The following is a 15374-nucleotide window of genomic DNA, read 5'->3' on the forward strand; positions in this document are numbered from 1 at the left end:
GCCGACTAGCGGCTTCCATCTCGCGCCAGCGTGCCGCGAATGAAGGGCGTCTTGCTGACGCCCTCGTTGCCCCTACTTGTCCTCGAAGCCGGTCAGCACGCCGACGGCGTTGATGCCGATCTCCTCGACGGCATAGCCGCCTTCCATCACGAACAGCGTCGGCAGGCCGAGCTTTGCGATGCGCCGGCCGATCTTCGGATAGTCCGGGCTTTTCAGCTTGAACTGGCTGATCGGGTCCTTCTCGAAGGTGTCGACGCCGAGCGACACGATGACGATATCGGGGGCGTAGGCGGCGAGCTTGACGCAGGCATCCTCCAGCGAGGCGTTCCAGGCGTCCCAATTGGTGCCGAAGGGCATGGGATAATTGACGTTGAAACCTTCGCCGGCGCCGGCGCCGCGTTCATCGGCATGGCCGAGGAAGAACGGATACTCGACCATGGGATCGCCATGCAGGTTGAGAACCTGCACGTCGGCCCGTTCATAGAAGATCTGCTGCGTGCCATTGCCGTGGTGATAGTCGACGTCGAGGATCGAGACGCGTTTTGGGCCCTGGTCGAGGAACCACTGCGCGGCGACCGCAGCATTGTTGATGTAGCAGTAGCCGCCCATGAACCCGGCACCGGCGTGATGGCCGGGCGGGCGGCAAAGCGCGAAGGCCGACCGCTCGCCACCCTTGACCAAGGCCGCCGCCGTCAGCGCCACGTCATAGGACGATTTGATGGCGGTCCATGTGCCTTCGACGAAGGTGGCGCCGGCGTCGAAGGAGTAATAGCCGAGCAAGGCGTCGACGCGCTTGGGTGGCACGTCGTCGCGCAGGCCGCGCGTCGGCCAGGTGAAGGGCATCGCCGTGCCCTTGAGGCCGGCGGCCTTCCACGCTGGCCAGACGGTTGGCAGGAAGTCGATATAGTCGGCCTTGTGGATGCGCTTGGCGGCTGTGAGATCGTGCTCGACCGGTCCGATGATCGGCCCCAGCTTCTCGCTCTCGACCCGCGCCTTGATGAACTCGGCCCGCGATGGCTTTTCGAAACCCGGCACGATTGCCGACGTGACCAGTTCCATCTGGCCGGCATGGCCGGCATGAAGCGGCGAATAGACAGTCTTCATGAATTTCCTCTCGAAATAGCGAAATCAGTCAAGGTTGAGATAGGGGGTGACCAGAGCGAGCCACATTCTTTCCACATCGTCCTCGATGAGGTCGTATGTCTTGCGATCCCGCTTCAACCCCACAAGCCGGCAGGCGTGCCCGACATCCATCATCAGCACGCCGAGTCGGCTGGCGATCTTGTCTTCAAGGGCCGGGTTCACATGCTGCAGCCACGCGGCGTAAAGCGCGATGATCTGCTCGTCATATTCGTCCTGGATCGGCCTGAGGTCGGCATTGCCGGATATCGCCTCGATCACCGGCATCAGGGTGGCGTTTTCGAGATATATTCTGGAGGTATCGATGAACAGCTTGCGCACCTCCTGCCGAAACTCGTCGCGGTTGGTGGGTGGGGTGACCTCGATGCGCCTGGCGATCACCTCGGGAAACGACGACAGCCAGCGCCGGGCGAGGTCGAGGAGAATGGCTTCCTTGTTGGGAAAGTACTGGTAGACCGAACCGACCGACAGGCCCGCGCGCCGGGCAATGGCGAGCGTCGTCGGCGTCTTGGTTCCTTGCTCCCGCGTCAGGGTCAGCGCAGCGTCGAGTATCCTGTCGACGACCTTGCTCGACCGTTCCTGCCGCGGCTGCTTGCGCGGTTCGAGCGCCATCCTGGTTTCGCGGCTGAGACTGCGCTTCACGGATTGATGCCTTCGTTCCCTGCCGGTTTCAACACAGGTCCCGGTCTCAACATTGGCGTGGTGTGTCGTCCACAATACATTCGAAATTCGGCACGTTGACAAACGCGAATAATTAGTCGCATTCTTTTATCCACGCTGTTTTGAGAGATCACAAGGGGAATTTCGAAACAGCGCACTGGCATCAGTTTTCGTCCGATAAAGCCGCTCCGGCGGAGTGGCAGCTTGTCGGACAAGAGGGTTGTCGGTCTCAGCCAGTCGTCAAAAGCGCGGAGTCGCGATGTCTGTCACGGGTGCGGGTCAAAATGCTGATCTGATCGTCATCAATGGTCGCGTGCGGACCATGGACGATGACAATCCCGCCGCCGAGGCGATTGCCGTCAAGGACGGCGCCATCATCGCCATAGGCAACCACGCCGCCATCGAAAAACTCAAGGGAACGACCACAGAGGTGATCGACGCCAAGGGCGGTTCGGTCCTGCCCGGTTTCATCGAAGCCCACATGCATCTGTTCTCGGGAGGGGCCGAGCTCGCGCATCTTCAACTCGGCGGTATCCATGGCTTCGAGGCGCTTCAAAGCGCCATCCGCGACTACGCCACGACGCGGCCCGAGGCGAAAATGCTTGTGGGCCAGGGCGTCGACTACACCGTGCTCGGCGACGAGCGGGTGACACGCCATCATCTCGACGCCATCCTGCCCGACCGCCCCTTCTGCATGGCAGCGCCCGACCACCATACGATGTGGGCCAACACCAAGGCGTTGGAGATAGCCGGCATCCTGAAAGGACGCACGCTCGGTCCGGGCAACGAGATCGTGATGGGTGGCGACGGCCTGGCCGCGGGCGAATTGCGCGAGGGCGAGGCCTTCGGTCCGGTGCTCGACCTTGCCGGCGAAAGCCGGGTGCGGCTGGGGCTGTCGACCGGCGGCGAGCCGGACCCAATGCCGTCGGCCGCCGAGCGGGCCGCCGACCGTGACATAATGCGGCGCGGACTTGCCTGGTGCGCGCGCCACGGCATCACCTCGATCCAGAACATGGACGGCAATCTCTACCAGCTCGAACTGCTTTCCGAGATCGAGGCCGAGGAGGGATTGCCCTGCCGCGTCAAGATCCCATTCCACTACAAGAACTTCATGACGCTCGACATGCTCGAGAAGGCGTCCGTCATGGCCGAGCGCTACCGCAGTGAGTGGCTGTCATCGGGCATGGTCAAGGTGTTCTATGACGGCGTGCTCGATTCCTGGACCGCTGTTATGGTCGAACCCTATGCGGATCGTCCCGACTGGGTCGGCGAGCCGCTGTTCACGCCGCAGCAATTTATCGATCTCGCCGTGGCTATCGACAAACGCGGGCTGCAGATCGCCGTGCACTCGATCGGTGACGGCGCGGTGCGCGCAGTGCTCGACGGTTACGAGGCGGCGCAGAAGGTCAATGGCAAGCGCGACAGCCGGCACAGGGTTGAGCACATCGAGGTCACCACAGCAGCCGACGTGCCGCGTTTTGCCGAACTCGGCGTCATCGCCTCGATGCAGCCGTCGCATCCGCCCGGCGCCATGGATTTTCCGCTGGAGCCGACGGTGTCACGCATCGGGCCGGCCCGCTGGCCGCTGAGCTATGCCTGGCGCACCCTGAAAAGCGCCGGCGCCCATGTCGTGTTCGCCTCGGACTGGCCGGTGGCGGCGATCGACCCGATCCTGAGCATTCAGGCGGCAGTGCAGCGCAAACCATGGGCAGAAGGCGATCCTGACCAGAGTTTCTCGCTGCAGGAAGCGATTGCCGCCTACACGGTCGAGGGCGCCTATGCCGAATTCGCCGAGCATCGCAAAGGCGTTCTGAAACCCGGCTATATGGCGGATCTGGTGGTTTTGTCGGCCGATATCGAGAAGACGGCGCCGGCCGATCTACACAAGCTGCGGCCGGTGACGACGGTCTGCGGTGGCAAGGTCACCTACCAGGCCTGACAATGGCATGCGGCTTGCACAGCTTGCCGCTTGCAAGACGAAATGACCGACTGAACTGTGATTCAATGCCGGACTTGCCAACCAACCGGCCGTGTGGTCACATCGAACAGGGGAAAAACTCCGCCAGCAAGAGCGGGGTCAACAGTGAGGCGTATCGTGCCGGAAAAACCGGATCGGAATGCAATTGAAGTCGTAAACGTCAGTAAAATTTTCGGATCGGGTGAGGGGCAGGTCGCTGCCCTCGATACGGTCTCGGTATCCATCCGCGAGAATGAGTTCTTCACCCTGCTGGGACCATCCGGCTGCGGCAAGACCACGTTGCTGCGGCTGATTGCCGGCTTCGACTTTCCAACCGCCGGCGAAATCCTCCTCTACGGTCAGGACATCGCGCCGTTGCCGCCCTTCAAGCGGCCGGTCAACACCGTCTTCCAATCCTACGCGCTGTTCCCGCATATGACGGTCGCCGACAATATCGGCTTTGGCCTGGAAATGCTGGGCAAGCCGAAGGCCGAGATCAAGGCGCGCGTCGCCGAGATGCTGAAACTGGTGAAGATGGAGGCGCTGGCGGGTCGCCGAACCAGCCAGATCTCCGGCGGCCAGCAGCAGCGCGTGGCGCTCGCCCGGGCGCTGGCGCCGCAGCCCAAGGTGCTCCTGCTCGACGAACCGCTCTCGGCGCTCGACTACAAGCTGCGCAAGGAAATGCAGATCGAATTGAAGCGGCTGCAGCACGAGACGGGCATCACCTTCATCTTCGTCACCCACGACCAGGAGGAAGCGCTGACCATGTCGGATCGCATCGCGGTGATGTCGTCGGGCAAAATCCTGCAGGTCGGCTCGCCGCGCGACATCTACGACCGGCCGGCCGAGCGTTTCGTCGCCGACTTCATCGGCGAGTCGAACTTCCTCAAGGCGGATGTGGTTAGCGCGACTGGTGGCCGGGCGACGGTGAAGCTGCCGTCTGGTGTGGAAATCCCAGCCTCGCTGCCGGAAGGCTTCAGCCCCAGCGGCAAGGTCACCATCGTCGTGCGTCCAGAGCATGCGCAGTTGGGCACGGCCAGCCCGAGCGCTTCGCTGTCCGGCACCGTCGAAAACATCGTCTATCTCGGCACCGACACGCACTTCCATCTGCGCCTTGCCGGTGGCGAGCCGTTCATCGTGCGGCGTCAGAACAGCCGCGGCGCCGGTGACGGCTTCGTGCAGGGCGGCCAGATCGGCATCACGATCGGCAACGACGCCGCGCAAGTGCTGAAGGACTGATCATGGCGACCGCGGAACAAGTCGCCAAGGCAGCGCAGCGACGCGATGTGCGCGACCGCTGGCTGCTGTCAGCGCCAGCCTTGCTGGTGATCTTCCTCGCCGCGACCGGCCCCTTGCTGATCGTGCTGATCTACTCGTTCCTGACGCCTGGCCCCTATGGCGATGTGAAGTGGCAGTTCTCGCCCGATGCCTGGCTGTCGGTGTTCATGGAACGCGACATTTTCGACGATACGCTTTCGCTTGCGGCAGCGCACGTCACCATATTCTGGCGCTCGATCAAGTTGGCGGTGATAACGACGATCGCAACTTTGGCATTGGGGTTTCCAACCGCCTATTTCATGGCGACACGCAGCGAGAAGACCAGGGATCTCTGGCTGTTCCTGATCACCATTCCGTTCTGGACCAACCTGCTGATCCGCACCTTCGCCGTGCTGCAGATCATCCGCAACGAAGGCATCATCAACACCATCCTGCTCAAGCTTGGTATCGTCTCAGCGCCGGTGCAGATCCTCTTCACCGACACGGCGATTCTGATCGGCATGGCATATGTCTATCTGCCGCTGATGGTGCTGCCGATCTATGCCAGCATGGAGAAGCTTGATTTTCGCCTCGTCGAGGCGGGCTACGACCTCTACGCGACCCGTTTCAAGGTATTGCGGAAGATCATTTTCCCGCTGGTCAAACCCGGCGTCATTGCCGGCTCCATCCTGGTCTTCATTCCAGCCCTTGGCGCCTATGTGACGCCGAGCGTGCTTGGCGGCGGCAAGAACATGATGCTGTCCAACCTGATCGAATTGCAGTTCGGCCAAGGCCGCAACTGGCCGCTCGGCTCGGCGCTGTCGATCACGGTGATGATCATCGTCATGGTTGCCTTGCTTGCCTATGTGCGCAATGCCGGCAAGTCGGGGGCGCGGCATGGCTAAGAACTTTTCCATCAAGCACCAGACCGGCTTCACGGTGATCGCTGCGACCTGTTTTATCGTGCTCTATCTGCCGATCATCGTGCTGGTCGCCTATGCCTTCAACGCGGCGAACTCGACGTCGGAATGGGGCGGCTTTTCGATGCGCTGGTTTCAGTCGGCTTGGCAGAACGTGCAAGTTATCGACGCGACGCTACGCTCGTTCCGGATCGGCGCCGTCGCTGCGGTGCTGTCGACAATCTTTGCCACCATGGCCGCGCTCGCCACCACGCGCACCGCATCCTATCCGGGCCTCACCTTCAAATATGCGGCGATCAACCAGCCGCTGATGGTGCCCGAGATCGTCACCGGCGTGGCGCTGCTGATCTTCTTCTCGCGCATCAAGATCTTCACCGGCTATTCCGGCATTGGCTATCTGATCGCCGCGCACACGGCTTTCTGCATCCCGTTCGCCTATCTGCCGATCCGGGCGCGGCTGGAAAACATGGACCTGACGCTGGAGCGCGCGGCCGCCGATCTGTACGCGACGCCTTGGAAGACCTTCCGCCGCATCACGCTGCCGCTTTTGTGGCCCGGCATACTGGCCGGACTGATGCTGGCCTTCGTCATCTCGCTCGATGACGTCGTCATCACCGAGTTTGTCAAATCGGGCGGCCAGGATACGCTGCCCACCTACATGCTCGGCCAGATCCGCCGCGGCATCACGCCTGAGATCAACGCGATATCGACCGCCTTCCTGCTGCTTTCGGTCGCGATCGTCACGTTGTTTTTCTTCGTCAGCAGGAAAAGAGACTGAACCGACAAATGGGAGCTAAAACCATGAACTGGAAAACAACGACAGCCGCCATGGGGTTGGCGCTGCTCGCAACGACGAGCCTGGCCAGCGCCGATGGCGAGCTGAACATCTACAATTGGGGCAACTATACCAGCCCCGACGTGATCAAAAAGTTCGAAGCCAAATACAACGTCAAGGTGACCATTACCGATTACGATTCCAACGATACGGCGCTCGCCAAGGTACGCCAGGGCGGCACCGGCTTCGACATAGCCGTTCCGTCGCAAACCTACGTGCCGATCTGGATCAAGGAGGGCCTCGTGCAGGAGACCGATCCGGGCAAGATGGAGAACTTCAAGAACGTGGCGCCGGAATGGGCCAATCCAGACTTCGACCCCGGCCGCAAATATTCCGTGCCGTGGGCGCTGGGCACCGTCGGCGTCGTCGTCAACACCGATGCCTACAAGGGACCAGCCGACAGCTGGGGCATCATCTTCAACACGCCGGACGAGCTGAAGGGCAAGACCAATGTCGTTCCGGAGATGAATGACGTTATCTTCGCGGCGATCAAATATGTCGGCGGCCAGCAGTGCACCGACGACAAGACGGTGCTGAAGAAGGTGCGCGACACGCTTGTCGCGGCCAAGCCGAACTGGATCGCCATGGAATACAACACCATCGAAAAGATGGGCGCCGGCGACTTCAAGGCGACCAGCGACTGGAACGGCTCGGCGCTACGCCAGCGGTTGGCCAATCCGGCCATCCATTACAATTATCCGAAGGAAGGCTACGGCCTGTGGAGCGATAACGTCGTCGTTCTCAAGGAAGCCAAGAACGTCGAGAACGCCAAGCTGTTCCAGAACTTCATCATGGATCCGGAAAACGCGGCCGGCCTCTCGGCCTTCCATCGCTACGCAAACGCCATTACCGGCTCGGACAAGTACATGCCGGCCGACATGAAGGATGCGCCGGAAGTCGTCATTCCGGAGACTGCGAAGGCACAAGGCGAATTCCAGAAGATGTGCGCGCCTGAGATCCAGGACATCTACACCAAGATTTGGACCGAACTGCAGAAATAACCGCAGTCTGACAGACCCGGCGGCATCCGCCGCCGGGTCTTTTCTTTTCCGGAATGGCTTTCATGGACTCCTATCGCAACAGCGATCCGCGGCCGTCGATCATGCGGGGCTCGCCGCCTCAAATGGTGCTGCCGAAGCTCGACTGGGACCGGCCGCCATGGAATCGCTGGGCCTTCCAACACATCCGCGAATTCCTGCCGACCATCGAGGTCTGGCGCGGCAATGGCCATCGCCATCGTCTTGAGCGCGCAGAGACCGATCTCGACGCGCTGCCGGTGGAAGACAGCAAGGGCCGTCCGACGACGCTCGTTGGCCTGCTCGACGAGACCTACACGGACGGCTTCCTGGTGCTCAAAGACGGCAAGGTCGCCTATGAGCGCTATTTCAACGGCATGGCCGAGCGCACGCTGCATCTGTCGCAGTCGATGGCGAAGTCGGTAACAGGCACCGTGTTCGGTATTCTGGTTGGGCGCGGCTTGATCGACCCGGCCAAACCGGTGACCGCCTATCTGCAGGAGCTCGGCGCGACCGGCTGGGACGGCGCCAGCGTGCAGCATGTGCTTGACATGACGACGGGTGTTCGCTTTTCCGAGGAATACACCGATCGCTATTCCGATATCGGCCAGGTCGATGTCGCCACCGGCTGGAAGCCGGTGCCGCCGGACAGCGATCCGGATTTCCAATGGCCGCCGCATCTGTTCGAGTTGATCCTGCAGCTGAAGGACAAGGTGCGGCCGCATGGCGCCGCGTTCGAGTACCGCTCGATCGAGACCGACGTGCTTGCCTTCATCATGGAGCGGGTCACCGGTAAACGGCTGGCGCAGTTGGTGTCCGAGGAGCTGTGGCAAAAGCTCGGCGCCGACGAGAGCGCCTGCTTCACGGTTGACAGCGCCGGCTATGCGCTGGCCGATGGCGGCTTCAACGCGACGCTGCGAGACTACGCCCGCTTCGGCCAGTTGATCCTCGACAATGGCCGCGGCATCGTGCCGGCCGACTGGATCGAGGCGACGCGCAACGGCAGGCATGCGCCGGATTTCAATCCGAGCCTGCCGGAGGGCAGCTACCGCAACCAGTTCTGGATCGAAAACCCGCGCTCACGCGCACTGATGTGCCGGGGCGTGTTCGGGCAGATGATCCATATCGACTGGGACACCGGCATGGTCGTGGTCAAGCTTTCAAGCTATCCGGATTTCAGCAATGTCGCCTATTCGGTGGCAACGCTGAAGGCGGTGCACGCCATCGCCAAGAAGCTTGGTTGACCCACAACAAATCATCCCTCCGAGGAAACGTTCATGACTGGCAAGACTGCGTTCGAGATCCGCTACGGCTTTGCCCGTAATGAGGTGCTGCTCTCCAACTGGCGCGAAAACCCCTTCAACCGCTGGTCATTCCAGAACCTTGGCGAACTGGTGCCGACCGCTCCCGTGGCGGCGACGCCGGGAAGCGTCGAAGCGCCGGTGCGGGACCTGAGCGGCCTGCTCGGCGAAAAGGTTTCGATCGCCAGCGCCCCGGAAACGGTGGCCGAATTCCTCACACGTTCGAGCAGCGACGCGCTGACGGTGCTGAAGGCTGGCAAGGTCATCGGCGACTGGTTTGCGCCCATTATGGATTTCGGCGCCCGTCACATCGTCTTTTCGATCAGCAAATCGGTCACCGCCATCATCGCCGGCATATTGGAAGGCGAGGGCGTGTTCGACCCGGAAGCGCCAGTGACGGCCTACATTCCGGAAGCCGCCGGCTCGGCCTATGCCGATGCAAGCTGCCGGCATGTGCTCGACATGAGCGTCAGCCTCGATTTCGAGGAGGCCTATCTCGATCCCGAAAGCGCCTTTGCCCGTTACCGCCGCGCGACGCTGTGGAATCCGGGCGGCGGCACTGAAAGCTTGCGCGAATTCATTCTGACCTTGCAGCGGCTCGAAGAACCGCATGGCAAAACCTTCCGCTACCGTTCGCCCAATTCCGATCTGCTCGGCCTGCTGCTCGAACGAGCTTCCGGCCAGCGCTTCCCCGACCTGATGCGCGAGAAACTGTGGCTGCCGCTGGGTGCTGTCAGCGAGGCTTCGATCGGCGTCGACATGGAAGGTACGGCGCGCACCGCCGGCGGCATTTCGGTGACGCCGCGCGACCTGGCGCGTATCGGCGAGATGATGCGGCAGGGCGGCACGGCCAATGGCCGGCGCATCGTGCCGGAAGGCTGGGTGCGCGATACGACCGTTGCCGGCGGCAGCGCGGAGGCCTGGCAGCGCGGCACGATGGTGCATCTGTTCCCGAAGGGCCGCTATCGCAACAAGTGGTACCAAACGGGTGCGGCAAACGGTGCTTTCTGCGGCATCGGCATCCATGGCCAATGGCTCTACGTCGATCCGAAGACGGAAGTGGTGATTGCAAAAATGGGGTCGCAGCCGGTGCCTGAAGATTATCCGCTCGAACGCGAGATCGTTGCCTTTTTCGAGGCGCTGAGCGGGATGGTCTGAGGACGAGCCAAGGCAAGGCGCTTTCCTGTGGACCTCTTTGACGCTTGAGAACACTGCGGTTGGCGTGACGGACATCAGCGCCTATGGTCGCCGCTCTTTGCGACAGGGACCAGCATGGCAGCAGACAGCAAACGCATCGCATCCATCATCGCGGCAGAGATCGGGGCGCGGCCGGAGCAAGCATCAGCAGCTATAGGGTTGCTCGATGAGGGCGCGACGGTGCCGTTTGTGGCGCGCTACCGCAAGGAGGTCACCGGCGGGCTCGACGACACCCAATTGCGCGACCTTGCCGAGCGATTGGCCTATCTGCGCGAACTCGATGCGCGCCGCGATACCATTCTCGGTTCGATCCGCGAGCAGGGCAAGCTGACCGAGGAACTTGAGGCCAAAATTGTGGCTGCCGCCACCAAGGCTGAACTGGAAGACATCTACCTGCCCTACAAGCCCAAGCGCCGCACCAAGGCCGAGATCGCCCGGGAGCGCGGGCTGGGGCCATTGGCGGAGGCTATTTTGGCCAACCGGTCGTTGGTGCCCGCCGAGGCGGCGCTGGCTTATATGACCGAGGATTTGACCGACGCCAAGGCCGCACTGGAAGGCGCACGCGACATCCTGTCGGAACAGTTCGCGGAAAAAGCCGATCTGGTCGGCAAGCTTCGCACCTACATGAAGGAGCGCGCTTTCATGCGTGCCCGTGTCGTCGACGGTAAGCAGGAGGCCGGGGCGAAATTCTCCGACTATTTCGAGCATGTCGAGCGTTGGGCAAATGTTCCGAGCCACCGCGCGCTGGCCATGCTGCGCGGCCGCAACGAAGAGGTGTTGTCGCTCGACATCGAGGTCGATGCCGACGATGCCTCGCCGGTGAAGCCGGTCGAGCGGATGATCGCCAATGCCTACGCCATCGGCGGCAGCCTGCCGGGCGACCGCTGGCTGATGGAAGTCGCCGGCTGGACCTGGCGGATCAAGCTTTCGCTGCACCTGACGCTCGATTTGATGCGCGACCTGCGCGAGCGGGCGGAGGAAGAGGCGATCCATGTCTTTGCACGCAACCTCAAGGATTTGCTTCTGGCGGCACCCGCCGGCTCGCGGCCGACCATGGGGCTCGATCCCGGCATCCGCACCGGCGTCAAGGTCGCGGTGGTAGATGGCACCGGCAAGGTGCTGGCGACGACGACCGTCTATCCATTTCCGCCGCGGAACGATGTGCGCGGCACACAGGCCCAGCTCGCAGCACTCATCCGCCAGCATAAGGTCGAGCTGATCTCGATCGGCAACGGCACCGGCAGCCGCGAGACTGAAAAGCTGGTCGCCGACATGCTGTCCGACATGCCTTCGGATGGTAGGCCAAAGCCGCTCAAGGTGATCGTCAGCGAGGCCGGCGCCTCGGTCTATTCGGCCTCGGCGACAGCGGCGGCTGAGTTTCCCGGGCTCGACGTGTCGCTGCGCGGTGCGGTGTCGATCGCCAGGCGCCTGCAGGACCCGCTCGCCGAACTGGTCAAGATCGAGCCGAAATCCATAGGCGTCGGCCAGTACCAGCATGACGTCGACCAGTACCGGCTTGGCCGCTCGCTGGAGGCGGTGGTGGAGGACGCGGTGAATGCTGTCGGCGTCGATCTCAACACCGCCTCGGCGCCGCTTTTGGCCCGCGTGTCAGGCCTAGGCGCGTCGCTTGCCGATGCCATTGTCGCGCATCGCGATGCGACCGGGCCGTTCGCCAGCCGCAAGGAACTGCTCAAGGTGGCGCGGCTTGGACCGCGCGCGTTCGAACAGTCCGCAGGCTTCCTCCGCATTGCCAATGGCAGCGAGCCGCTCGACGCCTCGTCGGTCCATCCGGAAGCCTATGGCGTGGCCAAGAAGATCGTCGCTGCCTGCGGCCGCGATGTGCGCTCGCTGATGGGAGACAGTGCCGCGCTCAAGGCGCTCGATCCGCGCGTCTTCGTTGACGAACGGTTCGGCCTGCCGACGGTGCGCGACATCATTGCCGAGCTGGAAAAGCCCGGCCGCGATCCGCGCCCCGGCTTCAAGACCGCAACCTTTGCCGATGGCATCGACGATATCAAGGATCTGAAGCCCGGCATGCTTCTCGAAGGCACCGTCACCAATGTCGCGGCCTTCGGCGCCTTCGTCGATATAGGCGTGCATCAGGACGGGCTGGTGCATGTCTCGCAACTGGCTGATCGTTTCATCAAGGACGCGCATGAGGTGGTGAAGGCCGGCGACGTGGTGAAGGTGCGGGTCGTCGATGTCGACATCAAGCGCAAGCGCATCGCGCTGTCCATGCGCAAGGACGGCGGCGAGGGCGGGACGCCGAAGGGGCCGCGCGACAATGGCGGCGGAAAGCCGGCGCAACCTTCGCCGATGCCGCAGCGTCAGCCGGAACGACCGGCACAGCAAGGCGCGTTTGGCGCAGCACTGGCCGATGCCTTGAAGCGGAAGTAGCCTCGAATGGTTCCTTGCAATCGCTAGAGCGTTATCTACCATCCTTGTGTGGAGATACGCGCGATATGGCAAGTTTCGAGAAAGTGAGTGTCCAAGAGTTGGGGCGTCTTTGGGACGAGGGCATGGCGAGTGGCAGTTCGGTCGATGGAGACCAGGCTTTCGCCCGGATCAAAAGCAAGCTCGATGCGAAAGTTGCCGAACGCAAGTCGCAAAAACGCTGCGCTTCCAGCCGGAAACCGAGCCGATGAAGCGGAAGTAGCTACCAGGCCAGAACGGCCGGTTCCTTCTCAACCTGGCCCAGCAGCCAGTCGCGAAAGCTGGCGACCGGCGGGTGGCCGCGCTTGTCGTTCGGGACGACGAGGTAGTAGGCGCTGCGGCTTTGCATCGGCTGTCCCGGCGCCTGCACGAGCTGACCGCGCTGCAATTCGCCGGCGATAAGAACTTGCGGCAGGAGCGCGACGCCAAGCCCCGCCATGCAGGCTTGGGCAACGGTGCCGAATTGCTCGAACTGCATGCCGGGTCCGATCGGTGCGCTCAAGCCCTGTTCCTCGAACCATTCGCCCCAGGCGCCAGGGCGCGTCGCCATGTGCAGCAGCGGCAGGCGGCTGATGTCGGCCGCCGTGGTGATATCGCGGCTGGCAAGGAAGTCGGGCGAAACCACCGGCATCACGGTTTCGCGCATCAACAATGTGGAATCGGCGTCCGGCCAGTCCGGCTGGCCATGATGGATAGCGGCGTCGAGGCGTTCGCGGGCGAAGTCGAAGCGGCCGATGCGGGTGACGAAGTTGATGGTGATGTCAGGGTTTTCTGCGACGAAATCCGGGATCAGCGGCATCAGCCAGCGCGTGCCGAAGGTCGGCAGTATGGCGAGGTTCAGCATGCCGCTATGCCGATTGCTCATCAATCCGAGCGCGGCGTCGCGCAATTGCCCGAGTGCCGCCCGCACGGCTTCGGCATAGATTTCGCCCGCCGTGGACAGCCGAACATTGCGGCTGTCGCGCTCGAACAGCCGGCGGCCGAACTGTTCCTCCAGAAGTGCTATCTGGCGGCTGACGGCCCCTTGGGTCAAATCGAGTTCCTGGGCGGCAGCGGTGAAGGAGCCAAGGCGGGCCACGGCCTCGAAGGCGGCAAGGGCGCTGGTGCTGGGTAAAAGCCGGCGTTGGACGTTCATGATCCATTACTAAACCTCATTGATCTGTGATGCAATTTTGTTTGATTTTTCCGAAGCGGAGGTGGATAAGCCCGAGCACTTCAAGATTTTGGGAGAGAGCGAAGCCATGGCCGCCGACAAGAACGCGTTCGTCTGGGAAGACCCCTTCCTGATCGAGAACCAGCTTTCCGAGGATGAGCGCATGGTGCGCGATGGCGCGGCCGCCTTTGCCGCCGACAAGCTCGCGCCGCGCATCGAGGAGGCCTATCTCGAGGAAAAGACCGACGCCGGCATTTTTCGTGAGATGGGCGAGGCCGGCCTGCTCGGCATCACCATCCCTGAGGAATATGGCGGTCTCGGCGCCAATTACGTCACCTACGGGTTGGTGGCGCGCGAGGTCGAGCGGGTCGATTCCGGCTACCGCTCGATGATGTCGGTGCAATCGTCGCTGGTGATGTACCCCATCCATGCCTATGGCTCGGAAGAACAGCGCAAGAGATACCTGCCGAAGCTGGCTTCGGGCGAATGGATCGGCTGTTTCGGCCTGACCGAGCCGGATGCCGGTTCCGATCCGGGCGGCATGAAGACGCGGGCCGAGAAGACGGCGAACGGCTACAAGATTTCCGGCTCGAAAATGTGGATATCCAACGCGCCGATCGCCGACGTGTTCGTGGTCTGGGCGAAGCTGAAGGGCGACAACGGCAAGGACGAAATCCGCGGTTTCGTACTGGAGAAGGGCATGAAGGGGCTGTCGGCGCCGAAGATCGGCGGCAAGCTCAGCCTTAGGGCCTCGATCACCGGCGAGGTGGTGATGGAAGGCGTCGAAGTCGGCGAAGACGCGCTGCTGCCCAACGCCAGGGGCCTCGGCGGCCCATTCGGCTGCCTCAACCGGGCCCGCTACGGCATTTCCTGGGGCGCGATGGGCGCCGCCGAGGATTGCTGGCACCGGGCCCGGCAGTATGGACTCGACCGCAAGCAGTTCGGCAAGCCGCTCGCCGGCACGCAGCTGTTCCAGAAAAAGCTCGCCGACATGCAGACCGAGATTGCGCTCGGCTTGCAGGGCTCGCTGCGCGTCGGGCGGCTGATGGATGAAGGCAAGATGGCACCGGAGATGATCTCGATCGTCAAGCGCAACAATTGCGGCAAGGCGCTCGACATCGCCCGCCAGGCCCGCGACATGCATGGCGGCAACGGCATCCAGATCGGCTACCACGTCATGCGCCACGCGCAGAACCTGGAGACGGTCAACACCTATGAAGGCACGCATGACGTGCATGCGCTGATTTTGGGACGGGCGCAGACGGGGATACAGGCGTTTTTCTAAGCTGTGCCGAATTCAAGTGAGGCCGGCCTGCAAATGGCCGATACCTGCGCTTCCGGTGCTCGCGTGCCAAAAGTACGCTCTGCTCCGGTTCTCGGTATCAGCCATTTTCGACTCGGCCTGACCTGAATCTCGACACAGCGTAGCCGGCTTCGGCTGCTTAATTTAGGTGCAGCGCAACATCTCTGCTTGGAGAATGGCCAATAGATGTGTCAGGGTTCGG

General features: G+C 62.5%; 13 protein-coding genes. 10 read left to right on the forward strand and 3 right to left on the reverse strand.

Annotation, left to right across the window (positions count from 1 at the left end; genetic code table 11):
- Positions 1–72 precede the first annotated feature (72 nt).
- Together NKJ57_RS02275 and NKJ57_RS02280 are read right to left on the reverse strand one after the other, a co-directional pair.
- Positions 73–1104 (reverse strand): histone deacetylase family protein, encoded by a 1032-nt coding sequence (locus NKJ57_RS02275; protein WP_352510420.1) that lies wholly within the window; start codon positions 1102–1104, stop codon positions 73–75.
- Positions 1105–1128: 24 nt separating this feature from the next.
- A complete protein-coding gene (locus NKJ57_RS02280; protein ID WP_023714009.1) occupies positions 1129–1782 on the reverse strand; it encodes a TetR/AcrR family transcriptional regulator in 654 nt (217 codons plus the stop codon).
- Between the two features lie 277 nt (positions 1783–2059).
- Between NKJ57_RS02280 and NKJ57_RS02285 the strand changes: the two genes are divergently transcribed.
- The 9 genes from NKJ57_RS02285 (at position 2060) to NKJ57_RS02325 (ending at position 12928) form a co-directional block, all read left to right on the forward strand.
- Positions 2060–3739 carry an amidohydrolase gene (locus NKJ57_RS02285; RefSeq protein ID WP_352510421.1) on the forward strand — a complete coding sequence of 560 codons (1680 nt, stop codon included), beginning with the start codon at positions 2060–2062 and terminating at the stop codon, positions 3737–3739.
- A gap of 156 nt (positions 3740–3895) precedes the next feature.
- Positions 3896–4996, forward strand: coding sequence for an ABC transporter ATP-binding protein (locus NKJ57_RS02290; protein ID WP_023699750.1), 1101 nt, complete (start codon positions 3896–3898; stop codon positions 4994–4996).
- Between the two features lie 2 nt (positions 4997–4998).
- Positions 4999–5919, forward strand: a complete 921-nt coding sequence (locus NKJ57_RS02295; protein ID WP_352510422.1) for an ABC transporter permease — start codon at positions 4999–5001, stop codon at positions 5917–5919.
- Positions 5912–6712 carry an ABC transporter permease gene (locus NKJ57_RS02300; protein WP_023686325.1) on the forward strand — a complete coding sequence of 267 codons (801 nt, stop codon included), beginning with the start codon at positions 5912–5914 and terminating at the stop codon, positions 6710–6712. The genes NKJ57_RS02295 and NKJ57_RS02300 overlap by 8 nt, the downstream gene beginning before the upstream one ends.
- A 23-nt stretch (positions 6713–6735) precedes the next feature.
- Positions 6736–7770, forward strand: coding sequence for an ABC transporter substrate-binding protein (locus tag NKJ57_RS02305; protein WP_352510423.1), 1035 nt, complete (start codon positions 6736–6738; stop codon positions 7768–7770).
- Between the two features lie 62 nt (positions 7771–7832).
- Complete coding sequence (locus tag NKJ57_RS02310) at positions 7833–9029, forward strand: serine hydrolase domain-containing protein (RefSeq protein ID WP_352510424.1); 1197 nt, start codon at positions 7833–7835, stop codon at positions 9027–9029.
- 33 nt (positions 9030–9062) lie between these two features.
- Positions 9063–10244: a serine hydrolase domain-containing protein gene (locus NKJ57_RS02315; RefSeq protein ID WP_023733420.1), complete on the forward strand. Its 1182-nt coding sequence runs from the start codon at positions 9063–9065 to the stop codon at positions 10242–10244.
- 114 nt (positions 10245–10358) lie between these two features.
- A complete protein-coding gene (locus NKJ57_RS02320; protein ID WP_352510425.1) occupies positions 10359–12680 on the forward strand; it encodes a Tex family protein in 2322 nt (773 codons plus the stop codon).
- A 65-nt stretch (positions 12681–12745) separates the two neighbouring features.
- The gene (locus tag NKJ57_RS02325) at positions 12746–12928 is read left to right on the forward strand and encodes a hypothetical protein (protein ID WP_023671771.1); all 183 of its coding nucleotides are present in this window, start codon (positions 12746–12748) and stop codon (positions 12926–12928) included.
- Between the two features lie 11 nt (positions 12929–12939).
- On the opposite strand, the gene NKJ57_RS02330 is transcribed toward NKJ57_RS02325, so the two are convergent.
- Positions 12940–13851, reverse strand: a complete 912-nt coding sequence (locus NKJ57_RS02330; protein WP_023733418.1) for a LysR family transcriptional regulator — start codon at positions 13849–13851, stop codon at positions 12940–12942.
- Between the two features lie 106 nt (positions 13852–13957).
- Between NKJ57_RS02330 and NKJ57_RS02335 the strand changes: the two genes are divergently transcribed.
- Positions 13958–15154, forward strand: coding sequence for an acyl-CoA dehydrogenase (locus NKJ57_RS02335; protein ID WP_023699743.1), 1197 nt, complete (start codon positions 13958–13960; stop codon positions 15152–15154).
- Positions 15155–15374: the final 220 nt, after the last annotated feature.

This window comes from Mesorhizobium sp. M0077 (assembly GCF_040322955.1).
Taxonomy (GTDB): Bacteria; Pseudomonadota; Alphaproteobacteria; order Rhizobiales; family Rhizobiaceae; genus Mesorhizobium.